Annotated in this window: 14 protein-coding genes and 1 tRNA gene; 10 read left to right on the top strand and 5 right to left on the bottom strand. The window is 70.1% G+C overall.

Annotated elements, in window-relative coordinates:
• From CCN39_RS23860 to CCN39_RS23845, 4 genes are all read left to right on the top strand, one after another.
• The coding region (locus CCN39_RS23860) for a Gfo/Idh/MocA family oxidoreductase (protein WP_244210968.1) at positions 1-574 on the top strand (574 nt) is incomplete at its 5' end.
• 39 nt (positions 575-613) lie between these two features.
• Positions 614-1,393 carry an alpha/beta fold hydrolase gene (locus CCN39_RS23855; RefSeq protein ID WP_086845479.1) on the top strand — a complete coding sequence of 260 codons (780 nt, stop codon included), beginning with the start codon at positions 614-616 and terminating at the stop codon, positions 1,391-1,393.
• 116 nt (positions 1,394-1,509) lie between these two features.
• Positions 1,510-3,201, top strand: a complete 1,692-nt coding sequence (locus CCN39_RS23850) for a bifunctional metallophosphatase/5'-nucleotidase (RefSeq protein ID WP_086845478.1) — start codon at positions 1,510-1,512, stop codon at positions 3,199-3,201.
• 38 nt (positions 3,202-3,239) lie between these two features.
• Positions 3,240-3,566, top strand: a complete 327-nt coding sequence (locus CCN39_RS23845; protein WP_086845476.1) for an MmcQ/YjbR family DNA-binding protein — start codon at positions 3,240-3,242, stop codon at positions 3,564-3,566.
• On the opposite strand, the gene CCN39_RS23840 is transcribed toward CCN39_RS23845, so the two are convergent.
• Both CCN39_RS23840 and CCN39_RS23835 read right to left on the bottom strand, forming a co-directional pair.
• The gene (locus CCN39_RS23840; RefSeq protein WP_086845474.1) at positions 3,559-4,086 is read right to left on the bottom strand and encodes a GNAT family N-acetyltransferase; all 528 of its coding nucleotides are present in this window, start codon (positions 4,084-4,086) and stop codon (positions 3,559-3,561) included. The two genes, CCN39_RS23845 and CCN39_RS23840, sit on opposite strands and share 8 nt — an antisense overlap.
• Before the next feature lie 2 nt (positions 4,087-4,088).
• A complete protein-coding gene (locus CCN39_RS23835) occupies positions 4,089-4,466 on the bottom strand; it encodes a nitroreductase family deazaflavin-dependent oxidoreductase (RefSeq protein ID WP_086845473.1) in 378 nt (125 codons plus the stop codon).
• A gap of 106 nt (positions 4,467-4,572) precedes the next feature.
• On the opposite strand from CCN39_RS23835, the gene CCN39_RS23830 reads away from it, so the two are divergent.
• On the top strand, positions 4,573-5,223 hold the full coding sequence (locus CCN39_RS23830; protein ID WP_086845471.1) for a hypothetical protein: 651 nt from the start codon (positions 4,573-4,575) through the stop codon (positions 5,221-5,223).
• Here the strand turns inward: CCN39_RS23830 and CCN39_RS23825 are convergent.
• Entirely contained in the window at positions 5,220-6,419 is a 1,200-nt protein-coding gene (locus tag CCN39_RS23825) for a cytochrome P450 family protein (protein WP_244210967.1), read from the bottom strand. The two genes, CCN39_RS23830 and CCN39_RS23825, sit on opposite strands and share 4 nt — an antisense overlap.
• Positions 6,420-6,538: 119 nt before the next feature.
• Here CCN39_RS23825 and CCN39_RS23820 point away from each other — a divergent pair, with 119 nt between their 5' ends.
• The 3 genes from CCN39_RS23820 to CCN39_RS23810 all read left to right on the top strand — a co-directional run bounded on the left by CCN39_RS23820 (position 6,539) and on the right by CCN39_RS23810 (position 8,568).
• Complete coding sequence (locus CCN39_RS23820) at positions 6,539-6,889, top strand: YciI family protein (RefSeq protein ID WP_086845469.1); 351 nt, start codon at positions 6,539-6,541, stop codon at positions 6,887-6,889.
• The gene (locus tag CCN39_RS23815) at positions 6,886-8,076 is read left to right on the top strand and encodes an RNA polymerase sigma factor (RefSeq protein ID WP_086845467.1); all 1,191 of its coding nucleotides are present in this window, start codon (positions 6,886-6,888) and stop codon (positions 8,074-8,076) included. Before CCN39_RS23820 ends, CCN39_RS23815 begins: the two co-directional genes overlap by 4 nt.
• 99 nt (positions 8,077-8,175) lie before the next feature.
• Positions 8,176-8,568 carry a nuclear transport factor 2 family protein gene (locus tag CCN39_RS23810; RefSeq protein ID WP_086845465.1) on the top strand — a complete coding sequence of 131 codons (393 nt, stop codon included), beginning with the start codon at positions 8,176-8,178 and terminating at the stop codon, positions 8,566-8,568.
• A gap of 51 nt (positions 8,569-8,619) precedes the next feature.
• Here CCN39_RS23810 and CCN39_RS23805 read toward each other — a convergent pair.
• A tRNA-Gly gene (locus CCN39_RS23805) sits at positions 8,620-8,690 on the bottom strand.
• Between the two features lie 110 nt (positions 8,691-8,800).
• On the opposite strand from CCN39_RS23805, the gene CCN39_RS23800 reads away from it, so the two are divergent.
• Both CCN39_RS23800 and dcd read left to right on the top strand, forming a co-directional pair.
• Positions 8,801-9,994 (top strand): oxygenase MpaB family protein, encoded by a 1,194-nt coding sequence (locus CCN39_RS23800; protein WP_086845463.1) that lies wholly within the window; start codon positions 8,801-8,803, stop codon positions 9,992-9,994.
• A gap of 22 nt (positions 9,995-10,016) precedes the next feature.
• Positions 10,017-10,598, top strand: a complete 582-nt coding sequence (gene dcd / locus CCN39_RS23795) for a dCTP deaminase (RefSeq protein ID WP_003058109.1) — start codon at positions 10,017-10,019, stop codon at positions 10,596-10,598.
• On the opposite strand, the gene CCN39_RS23790 is transcribed toward dcd, so the two are convergent.
• Positions 10,595-11,776 carry an FAD-dependent oxidoreductase gene (locus tag CCN39_RS23790; protein ID WP_086845461.1) on the bottom strand — a complete coding sequence of 394 codons (1,182 nt, stop codon included), beginning with the start codon at positions 11,774-11,776 and terminating at the stop codon, positions 10,595-10,597. The genes dcd and CCN39_RS23790 overlap by 4 nt on opposite strands.
• Between the last annotated feature and the right edge of the window lies 1 nt (position 11,777).

Raw genomic sequence — 11,777 nt, 5'->3', positions numbered from 1 at the left:
CTACCAGCTGCACCCCGCGGGCGGGGCGACGATGCTGACCATCCCGTTCGCGCACACCGTCGACACGCTGGCCATGGTCCTCGGCGGCTTCGCCGAGCTCTCGGCGACGATGGCGACCGTCCGGCCGCGGGTGCGGGACGAGGTCACCGGCGAGTCCGTCGAGATGACCGCGCCGGACCAGATCGCCGTCACCGGCGTGCTGACCGGCGGTGCCGTCGCGTCACTGCACCTGCGCGGCGGGACGTCGCCGGCCACGAACTTCCACTGGGAGATCAACGGCACCGAGGGCACGCTGGTCGTCGAGGCCGCGGACCCGCTGTTCTGGATCGCGAAGCTGACGCTGCGCGGCAGCCGCACCGGCACGCTGGAGAAGCTGACCGTGCCCGCGCGGTACGAGCTGCCGCAGCTGGCCGGCCGCAGCGCCGAGCCGTCCTACAACGTGGCGCACGCCTACGCCCGGCACCTCAAGGGCGACCTGCCGGACTTCGCGCACGCCCTGCGCGTGCACCAGGTCCTCGACGCCGTCCAGCGGTCGGCCGACAGTGGGTCCAGGGTCCAGGTGGACGCAAAGTAACTGTTACTGCTGGTCGTAGGTTTCCGCTACCCTCGGGTGATGGACGACGTTGTCTACGACCGCGCGGGCCGGGGCGAGCCGCTGGTGCTGATCCACGGCATCGGCCACCGCCGCCAGGCGTGGGCGCCGGTGTTTCCGCTGCTCACGGCCCATCGTGACGTCATCGCCGTCGACCTGCCCGGCTTCGGTGAGTCGCCCGAACCGGCCCGCGGGTACGGCGTCGAGCCGGCGCTGGTGATGTTCAAGGAGCTGTTCACCGACCTCGGGCTCGACCGGCCGCACGTCGCCGGCAATTCGCTCGGCGGCCTGCTGTCGCTGGCCCTCGGGCAGGCCGGGCTGGTCCGCAGCGTCACGGCGCTGTCGCCCGCCGGGCTGTGGAACCGGACGCAGAAGATCTACGCGATCGCCACGCTGAAGGCCCACCGCGCCCTCGCGCAGCGCACGCCACCGCACATCGTGCGCCGCATCGCCGCGAGGCCGTCCGGGCGGCGCGCCCTGACCGGGATGATCGTCGGACGGCCCGAGCGGCAGACGCCCGACGCCGTCGTCGAGGACGCCCACGCGCTCGCCACCGCGCCGGGCTTCGAGCCGACCGCGGCGCAGTCCCGCGGTGACTTCCGCTTCACCGGCCCGGTCACCGACGTCCCGGTGACCATCGCCTGGGCCGAGCACGACCGGATCCTCGCCCGGCCGCGCGTCGCCGACCTGCGGAAAGTCGCACCGCACGGGGTGTTCCGGCTGCTGCCGGGCTGCGGGCACGTGCCGATGAACGACGACCCGGAACTCGTCGCGCGGGTGCTGCTCGACGGAAGCCGTTAGGTGACATTCGCTTTACGTCCGTCTTTTGACCCTGGTAGCCGCCTCGTTCGCGAGGCAGAATCCTCCGCCGTGCGCCCGTTCGGGGACCTTGGGCGCGAATCGGAGGAAGAACACTCATGAGGCTTTCGACCCGGCTCGCGGTGTTCGCCGCGGCCGCGCTGGCGACGACGGCGGTGACCACCGCACCCGCGTCCGCGGGCCAGCGCCCGGATTCCACCACCGACGTCCGGATCATCGGGTTCAACGACCTGCACGGCAACCTGGAGCCGCCGTCCGGCTCCAGCGGGCGCGTGGTGCAGTCGGACGGGACCACTGTGGACGCCGGCGGGGCCGCTTACCTGGCCACGCACGTGAAGCAGCTGCGCGCGCAGGTGGCCAACTCGTTCGTCGTGTCCGCCGGTGACAACATCGGCGCGTCGCCGGTTGTCTCGGCGCTGTTCCACGACGAGCCGACCATCGACCTCCTGAACATGCTGGGTGTCAGCGCGTCCGTCGTCGGCAACCACGAGTTCGACGAGGGCTACAAGGAACTGCAGCGCATGCAGTTCGGCGGCTGCCACCCGACCGACGGTTGCCAGTTCGAGAAGACCTTCAAGGGTGCGAACTTCCCGTTCCTCGGGTCCAATGTGTACTTCACCAACGGCCTGCCCGCGCTGTTGCCGTTCACCGTCAAGTTCGAAGGCGGCATCCCGATCGGCGTCATCGGCGCCACGCTGAAGGACCTGCCCACCGTCGTCACCCCGGAAGCCATCAAGGGCCTCAAGTTCGGTGACGAGGTCGAGGCGATCAACCGGACCGCGAACCTGCTCGACTACTTCGGCGTCAAGGCCCAGGTCGTGCTGATGCACCAGGGTGACGGCACCGAGGTCGAAGGCCCGAACGACTGCAAGCTGCGCCCCGGCCCCGCCGCGGCGATCGCCGCGGCGGTGACGCCGAAGGTCGACGCGTTCTTCACCGGGCACAGCCACCAGCAGTACAACTGCGTGATCAACGACCCGGCCGGCCAGCCGCGCCCGGTCATCCAGGGCTCGTCGTTCGGCAGGCTGCTGTCGGTGGTGGACCTGAAGATCAGCCGCAAGACGCGGGACGTCGTGCGGTCGCAGACCAAGGCGTTCAACGAGATCGTCACCCGCACGGTCACGCCGGACCCGGCCGTCGCCGCGCTGATCGCCGACGCCAAGACGAAGTCCGCGCCGATCGCGAACAAGCAGGTCGGGACCATCACCGCGGACCTGCCGGCGGCGGGCAACACGGCCGGTGAGTCGTCGCTCGGCGACGTCATCGCCGACGCCCAGCTCGCGGGCACGCAGACGAACAACGCGGTGATCGCGATGACCAACCCGGGCGGCATCCGCGCCGACATCACGTACAAGTCGTCGCCGAACGGCGAGGGCGACGGCGTGGTGACCTACGGCGAGGCGTTCACCGTCCAGCCGTTCGCGAACATCATGCAGACGATCACGCTGACCGGCGCGAACCTCAAGAACGTGCTGGAGCAGCAGTGGCAGGGCTCGGTGACGCGCTTCCTGCAGATCTCGAGCTCGCTGCACTACAGCTACTCGGCGTCCGCGCCGCAGGGCTCGCGGATCTCGGGCATCACGGTCAACGGCACGCCGGTCGACCCGGCGGCGTCGTACCGCGTGTCGGTGAACAACTTCCTCGCCGCCGGCGGGGACGGCTTCACCGAGTTCACCAAGGGCACCGACCTGTCGGGTGGCCCGGTGGACCTCGACGCCCTGATCGCCTACCTGGGCGCGCACCCGAACCTGGCCCCGCCCGCGGCGGACCGGATCACCCGCCTGCCGTAGGTCCGGTTTCTCCAAGACACCGGGTCGACAATGGACCCATGACGACCTGGGAAGACGTCGTGCGCCTCGCCTCCGGGCTGCCGGAGGTGGAGGCGTCGACGTGGTATCGCACGCCCGCGCTGAAGGTGGCGGGCAAGGGGTTCGCGCGGCTGCGCACCGAGGCCGAAGGCGGCCTGGTCGTGATGTGCGGGCTCGACGAGAAGGCCGCGTTGCTGGATTCCGGCGACGCGGCCTTCTTCACGACGCCGCACTACGACGGCCACGGCATGGTCATCGTCGACCTCGAACGGGTCGACGTCGATCAGCTGCGCGAACTCCTCGAGGAGGCTTGGCGGCTGCGGGCGCCGCGCCGCCTGCTCACTTGAGTTCCCCGCGCAGCATGCTCATCAGGATCATGTCGTGGCGCTCGCCGTCGGCGTCGATGAACGACTCGCGGTGGCGGCCCTCTTCGACGAACCCGATCTTGCGGTAGACGTGCCGGGCCGCCTCGTTCTCGGCGACCACCCACAGCGTGATCTGGTGCAGCCGCATCGCGTTGAAGCCGTATCGGCACATCATGCGCAGGGCTTCGGTGCCGTAGCCGCCACCCCGGTACGCGGCATCGCCGATGTAGACGTCCAGGTAGGCCTCGCCGACCTCGGGCTCGGCGTCGCGCAGGTCGATGAGGCCGATGAGCTTGCGCTCAGCCTTGGCTTCGATGCCGAGGACGACCTTCTCGTAGGTGTTGAGCGCGCGTTCCTCGCAGCGCTTGCGCACCTGAGCGAGGGAGAGGGGGTGTTCGTTGTTCATCCACCGGCCGACCTCGGGATCGTAGGTCCACGGGTGCAGCCGTTCGGCGTCCTCCGGCTCCAGTGCGCGCAGCCGGACGAGTTCCCCCTCGATCATGTCTACTCCCGTTTCAACAGCAGAAAGTCGTTGACGTCCAGCAAGCCGAGGACCTGCCGGATCGGGACCGGCATGGCCCGCCTCGAATCATCGTGTACGAGTTCGGCGCCGTGCACGTGAATATTTTCCCGCCGGGTGATCAGGGTGCAGCCGCCGGCGGCCAGCACGTTCTTCACCCAGTCGGCGTCCGGCCCGTAGGTCAGCCCGACGACGAAACCGTCCTTCGTGCGGAAGACGTTGATCGGCGTGCGGAACTCGCGGCCGGACTTCCGTCCCTTGTGGACGACCGTGGCGAACCCGGGGGCCCAGCCGGCGACGTGCTTGAGAACCTGGTTGGTCGCGACGCGGTTGAAGCGGGCGACCCGTTTGGAGAGCACCATGCGCCCATGATGATCCCGCGCGCCCGAGATATCAACAGTCGATGAATTAACCGATCGGGTGACCCCGGCTCCCCGCGCGTACCGCGCCGATGGTGGGATGTCACGCATGTCGACCGAATGGCCGCTGCGCCAGGACCCGGAAGGGCCGGTCATCATCGCGCTGGCCCTGGTGAACGACCCCGACGCGCTGGGCTTCGTCGTGCTGGACGACGAGGACGACTGGTTCATCAGCGACGGCACCGAGCTGTCCGACGACGTGCTGGTCAACCGCGAGAGCTTCGGCAAGATGTCGCTGCGCGAAGCCGTCGAACTGCTGCCGCAGCTGGGCGCGCTGGCGGACCTCCCGACCGGGATGGCCGCCGACTGGGACCCGGAGCGCCGCACCTGGCTGCTCTCGTCGGTGACCGGCTCCGACGACGAGGACGAGGACATCCGGCTGCTCGCCCAGCGCCGCGAGGCCTGGAAGTACGAAGGCTCGCCGGACGACGAAGCCCAGATCAGCAGCGGCCTCACCGAGATCCCGACCGGCCCGCAGCAGCCGGTGCGCGCGGTCCGCCAGGTCGTCCGCGAGCAGGACGGCACCTGGCTGTTCGTCGGCTTCGAGGTCCCCGAGGCGGAGGACTTCGAGGTCGAGGGCCTGGAGCTGGAGCACGTGGCGAACCTGTACCCGGACGTCCGCACGGTGCTGAAGGCCGCGCCGGGCCAGGTGTACGACCGCGAGACCCCGGAGTCCGACTGGGAGCTCGTCGAGGGTTAGACCTCGATCGGCAGGTGGAAGAGCCCGCGGGTGATCGGGCTCGGCCACCAGGTCAGCTCTTCTTCGGCGACGGCGAGCCGTGCGCCCGGGAGACGCCGGAGCAGGGTCTCGAAGGCGACGTCGGCCTGCAGCCGGGCCAGGGCCGCGCCGATGCACAGGTGCGGCCCGGCGCCGAAGGCGATGTGCCGCCGTTCCGCCGACCGCTGTCCCGGCCGGAAGGCATCGGGTGCTCCGAAGGCCGAGGGGTCGCGGTTGGCCGCCAGGACCGACACGAGGATCGGGTCACCCGGCCGCATGAGCTGACCACCGATTTCGACGTCCTCGGTGGGGAACCGCCAGGTCGCGTTCTGCAGCGGCGCGTGCAGCCGGAGCGTCTCCTCGATGACGGCGGCGCGGTGCTGCGGATCTTGTCGCGCCTTCGCTGCTTCGCCGGGGTGGGTCAGCAGCGCGAGCGCGCCGGTCGCGATCAGCCCGACGGTCGTCTCGTGGCCGCCGATCAGGATCAGGAACGCCGTCGACGTCACCTCGTCCGCGGAGAGCGTGCCGGTGGCCTCCTGCGCGAGAAGGTCGCTGATCAGGTCGGTGCCCCGCGTCGCCCGCTTGCCCTCGACGACCTCGGTGACCAGCCGTTCCAGCACATCGGTGGCTTCGCGGACGTTGGCACCGTCGGAGTCGTCGGCCGAGTCGATGACGAGCGACCACTCGTGCACGTCCTCGCGGTAGGACTCGGGCACGCCGAGCAGGTCGCAGATGATCGCGATCGGCAGCGGGTAGGCGAGGTCGGTGACCAGGTCGCCGTGCCCGCGCGCTTCGACGGCGTCGATCAGCTCGTCGGTGACCCGCTGGGCGCGCTCGCGCAGGTGCTGCATCCGGCGCGGGCCGAACGCGCCGGCGCAGGCGCGCCGCAACCGGGTGTGCTCGGGCGGGTCGGTGTTGATCATGTTCGACGCGAGCGACGGCCGGTGGTCGAGCGGCAGGCCCATGCCCGAGCGCTGCCACTCCTCGTTGCCGGCGGAGGGGCTCTTGACCAGGGACGGGTGGTTGAGCGCCGTCACGGCGTCGGCGTACCGCGTGACCAGCCAGGCCCACGTGCCGGTGGGGAAGGCGAGCCGGTGCGGCGGTCGTTCGCGCAGCCAGGCGTAGGCCGGTGAGGGATCGCGATCGAAGTCCGGACCGAACAGCGCGGGCTCTCCCATGCGTTCACCCTGCCCGCCGGACTTTCTTCCCGGCAAGTGTCCCGGCGCGGCTTCGCCCGTTCGTCCTTACAGTGAGAACCGGCGATCGGCGCCGGTCAGGACCTGAGAGGGAGCACCTCATGCCCAAGTACGCCGCGATCATCTACGCCACCGACATCGACCCGACCACGCCCGAGGCCACGGACATGATGAAGGACTACGACGAGTTCGGCGCGGGGGCGGCCGCGGTGATCCGCGGCGGCGCGGCGCTCTACCCGACGGCGACCGCGACGACGGTCCGCGTCACCGGCGGCAAGGGCGGCGACCTCGTCACCAGCGACGGCCCGTACGCGGAGACGAAGGAAGCCCTCACCGGCTTCTACCTGCTCGAGTGCGCCGATCTCGACGAAGCGGTCAAGGTCGCGTCGCGGATCCCGGGCGCCTGGGACGGCGCGATCGAGGTCCGGCCGGTCGTCGACTTCGGCAAGTGACCGGCGCCGGGGACGCGGTCGCGCGGCTGGTCCGGGACGAGGGCACCCGGGTACTGGCCACGCTGGTCCGCGTCACCGGCAGCGTCGACCTGGCCGAGGACGCGGTCCAGGACGCCGTCGTGCGCGCGCTGGAGACGTGGCCGCGCGACGGCGTCCCGGCCAATCCCCGGGGCTGGCTGCTGGTCGCGGCCCGCCACCGCGCGGTGGACGTGGTCCGCCGCGAAGCCAAGCGGCAGGGGAAGGAGGCCGTCGCGATGCCGTCGATCGACCCGTACCCGGACCCGGTGGTGGTCCGCGACGACCTGCTCCGCCTCGTGTTCACGTGTTGCCACCCCGCGCTGTCGCTGGACGCGCAGGTGGCTTTGGCGCTTCGCACCTTGGGCGGCTTGTCGACCGCGGAGGTCGCCAGGGGCTTGCTGGTACCCGAAGCGACGATGGCGAAGCGGCTGACGCGCGCGAAGCAGAAGATCGCTCAGGCCCGGATCCCGTATCGCGTGCCTTCGGCGGAGGAACTGCCTGCTCGGCTGGCCGGCGTCGCGTCGACGGTGTACCTGATCTTCAACGAGGGCTACACGGGCCGCGTTTCGCTGCTGGCGGAGGGCGTCCGGCTGGCGCGCTTGCTGGTTTCGCTGATGCCGGACGAGCCGACGGCGTTGGGCCTGCTGGCTTTGGTGCTGCTGCAGGACGCCCGCCGCGCCGCCCGGTTCCTCCCGGACGGCTCGCCGGTGTTGTTGTCGGTGCAGGACCGGTCGTCGTGGGACGCGTCCTTGATCAAGGAAGGCGTCGAGCTGGTCGGCCGCGGTCTGCGCCGGACACCGTCGGCCCCGAACGCGTACGTGATCCAGGCGGCGATCGCCGCTTGCCACGACCTCGCGCCGTCTTATGCCGAGACGAACTGGGACGCGGTGATTTCCTGGTACGACGTGTTGTTGTCGGTCCAGGACACTCCGGTGGTCCGCTTGAACCGCGCGGCCGCGGTGGCGGAACGGGACGGGCCTGCTGCCGCGTTGGCGCTGGTGGACGCGCTGCCGGGGCTGGCGGAGTACCCGTGGTGGCACGCGTCGCGGGCAGAGTTGTTGCACCGCTTGGGTTCTCCGTCGGCTTCGGAGGCGCTGGAGCGTGCGGAGGAAACCGGCTTGCCCGCCGCGCACGCGGCACACCTGCGACGCCGGTTGGAGCCACGGTAGCGGTCGGTGTTTTCCTTACCGGGCCGTGAAAATCGGAGCCTTGACCGAGGTCCGGACGGGCGCGTTCGATGGACGGACGCCCTATCCGAGGAGGCCACCATGGCCGAACACCAGAACGCCACTCTCATCCGCCGGGGCTACCAGGCGTTTTCCGCGGGCGACGCCGCCACGCTGTCGGAACTCCTCGCCCCGGACGCCGTGCAGCACATGCCCGGTCACAACGTGTTCTCGGGCGACCACAAAGGCCGCGACGCGATTCTCGCCATGTACGGGCAGCTGGCCGAGCGCAGCGGCGGAACGCTGAAGGTCGAGCTCGAGGAGGTCTACGCAAACGACGAGGAAGTCATCACCGTCTACCGCTCGACCGGAACGCGCAACGGGAAACAATTGGACACCCGCCACGCCCTGGTCTTCCGCATGCGCGACGGCAAGGCCGCGGAACTGACGGACGTTTCGAGCGACGAAGCCGCCGACGACGATTTCTGGTCCTGACCGGTGAAAGCGAAAGGCCCCGGACTTTTATGCCCGGGGCCTTTCGTCGAGAGCGGATGACGGGAATCGAACCCGCGTATTCAGCTTGGGAAGCTGATGTTCTACCATTGAACTACATCCGCAGCGCGTCGCCAGCATACACGGCACCGTGATCCCCTTGTCCAGCGCCCTCCTCCTTGACTTGTGCGCCGCAAGTGACAACACTCGTTGTCGACTGGTGGAGGTGAGCGTCATGGACGAGCCCGAACTGTTCCGGCACGGCGGGTTCCGGCTGGCTCAGCGGCTGTTCATCGACGGTGACATCCGGGGTGACGAGCGGCAGGTCGCGCGGCTGCGGGAGTTCGCCCAGGTGCAGGACAAGCTCGCCGATGACGTCGTTGCCTGGATGGCGCAGCAGCCCAAGGGGCAGGGGCGCGCCCTTTTCGAAGAGGCTCTGGTGAACCGGGCCGTCGCGACCGGGCCGCTCGAGGACTTCTTCGGCCAGGTCGACGCCAAGCCTTACTGGGTCGATGACGAGCGGCTCGCGCGCGGCGCGAAAGCCATCACCCGGGCCGGGCTGCTGGGGCTCTTCCCGCTCGGTGACATGTCGCTGATGGGCGGCTACCTCGCTTCGCGCGCCACGAAATCGCTGGTCGGGACCGGTGAGATCGAGTACAAGGCCACGCGGAGGCTCGTCGAGACCGCCGCCTGGTGGATCGACGTCACCACGCCCGGTGCCCTCGAACACGGTGAAAAGGGCTACGCCTCCGCGCTGCGGATCCGGCTCGTGCACGCCCACGTGCGCGCCGCCATGAACCGGCGGGACGACTGGGACTACGCCGCCTGGGATCGGCCCGTCAACCAGGTGCAGACCGCCGGGACGCTGCTGCTCTTCTCGCTCGTCTACGTCTTCGGCACGCAGCTGCTCGGCCTCCGCTACTCCGCCCGCGAACGCGGTGACATCCTGCACCTCTGGCGCTACATCGGCTGGCTCATGGGTGTCGACGACGAGCTGCTGCCCACCTCCGAAGAGGACGCCTGGCGCCTGCTCTGGCTGCTCGCCGCCACCGAGTTCATCCCGGACGACGACTCGAAGCGGCTCGCCAAGGCCTTGATCGAGGCCAACGCCGCCGTCGGCGAGGGGCGCGGCGCCGTCGGGAAGGTGCTTTCGCACGTCTCCGTCGCCGTGCACTCGTCGATCAGCCGGCTCGTGCTCGGGAAGACCAACGCCGACTTCCTCGGCCTGCCGAACGACCCGGTCGCGCAGGCCGCGATCGTCGCCGTCGCGGGGGTCAACTTCGCCGCCGAGACCGTGCGGCGGTTCATCCCCGGGGCCACCGCGCTGCAGGAGCGGATCGGCCAGGCCGGGCGCCGCGGGTACGTGAAGCGGCTCGAGAAGATCTTCGCGCCCGACACGACGTACGCGCAGCACATGCGGGCCGCCTGAGTCCACCGGATAGGCTTCGGCCGTGCTGCTCAGTGACCGTGACCTCCGCAAAGAGCTCGACGCCGGCCGGCTCGGCATCGACCCCTTCGATGCCGGCATGGTCCAGCCGTCCAGCATCGACGTCCGGCTCGACCGGTTCTTCCGCGTCTTCGACAACAGCAAGTACACCCACATCGACCCGCAGCTGCAGCAGGACGAGCTGACCTCGCTGGTCGAGAAGGAGGGCGACGAGCCCTTCGTGCTGCACCCCGGCGAGTTCGTCCTCGGCTCGACGTTCGAGCTCGTCACCCTGGCCGACGACCTGGCCGGCCGTCTCGAGGGCAAGTCCTCCCTCGGCCGCCTCGGGCTGCTCACGCACTCGACCGCCGGGTTCATCGACCCCGGCTTCTCCGGGCACATCACCCTGGAACTGTCGAACGTCGCCAACCTGCCGATCACGCTCTGGCCCGGCATGAAGATCGGCCAGCTGTGCATCTTCCGGCTGTCGAGCTCGGCCGAGCACCCGTACGGCTCCAGCGAAGCCGGGTCCCGCTACCAGGGGCAGCGCGGCCCGACCCCGAGCCGGGCGTACAAGAACTTCCACCGCGTCGACACCTGGCGCTAAGCGGAGACCTTTTCGTCCCAGTCGATGTGGTGGTTCCACATGAAGGCGTTCGGGTCCTCGTCGAACGGCTTCGAGAACACCCGCTTGATGAAGAAGTCGCGGACCACGCGCCCGACCGGGCCGATCACCTTCTGGTCGCCGTTGCGCTTGCCGGCCGCGACCACCGCTTCGACGCGTCCGCGTCGCAAGCTCTCGTAGGTGGCCAGCGCGTGCTGGACGTCGGACACGTCGCGCAGGCATTTGCCCAGCGTGACGGCGTCTTCGATGGCCATCGACGCGCCCTGGCCCGCCGCCGGTGACGTCGCGTGCGCCGCGTCGCCGATGATCACCATGCGGCCGCGGTGCCAGACCGGGACCGTCGGGAAGTCGTACGTCGGCCAGGCCGGGTAGATCTCCCGCGTCGCGCGGATGATCTCGGCGGCCGGCGTCCGGTCGCGGGCCACCAGGTGCAGGAGCTCGGCGCGCAGCTTCTCCCCGGCGAGCGTGGCCAGTTCGGACGCGGTCGGCTCGGTCTTGCGGGCCGGGTTCGCGAACCACCAGACGCGACCGTCCGTGCTGACGACGTGGCAGAAGAACACCCGCCTGCCGAACACCATGTTCAGCACGCCCGGCTCGTCGGGCAGGTCCAGGCCTTCGGCGAACCCGCCGGTGTTGAGCAGCGGGACGTACCGCGGTGACGGCGCGTCCGGGTCGATGATCGTGCGGACCCGGGAACGGAGGCCGTCGGCGCCGATCAGGAGGTCGCCCTCGGCGTGCGAGCCGTCGGCGAAGTCCGCTCTGACGTGCGTGTCCGTCTGGCTCGCGCCGATCAGGCGCTTGCCGTACTCGACGCGGATGCCGCGCCGCGCCGCCTCGTCGCGCAGGGCGACGTAGAGGTCGGAGCGCAGGACGGTCTGGCTCACCGTGCCGTCCGGGAGGGCGCCACCGAGGGGGAATTCGGCGAGCCGGGTGCCGTTGCCGAGCCCGATCGACATCCGCGGTGAGTCGAAGCCCGCGCCGCGGACGACGTCCTTGAGGCCCAGCGGGAGCAGCGCGTCCAAGCCGTTGACGGCCAGGGTCAGGAACGCGCCGACGCCCTCGGCGCCGCGGTCGTACGCCTCGAACAGCAGCGGCTCGTGCCCGGCTTCGTGCAGCGCGATGGCCGTGATCGTGCCCGCGACGCCGCCCCCGATGATCAGT

The organism is Amycolatopsis kentuckyensis, from assembly GCF_002155975.1.
GTDB lineage: Bacteria > Actinomycetota > Actinomycetes > Mycobacteriales > Pseudonocardiaceae > Amycolatopsis > Amycolatopsis kentuckyensis.
Note: the sequence above shows the minus strand (reverse complement) of the source record. Positions and strands in the feature narration are given on the sequence as shown.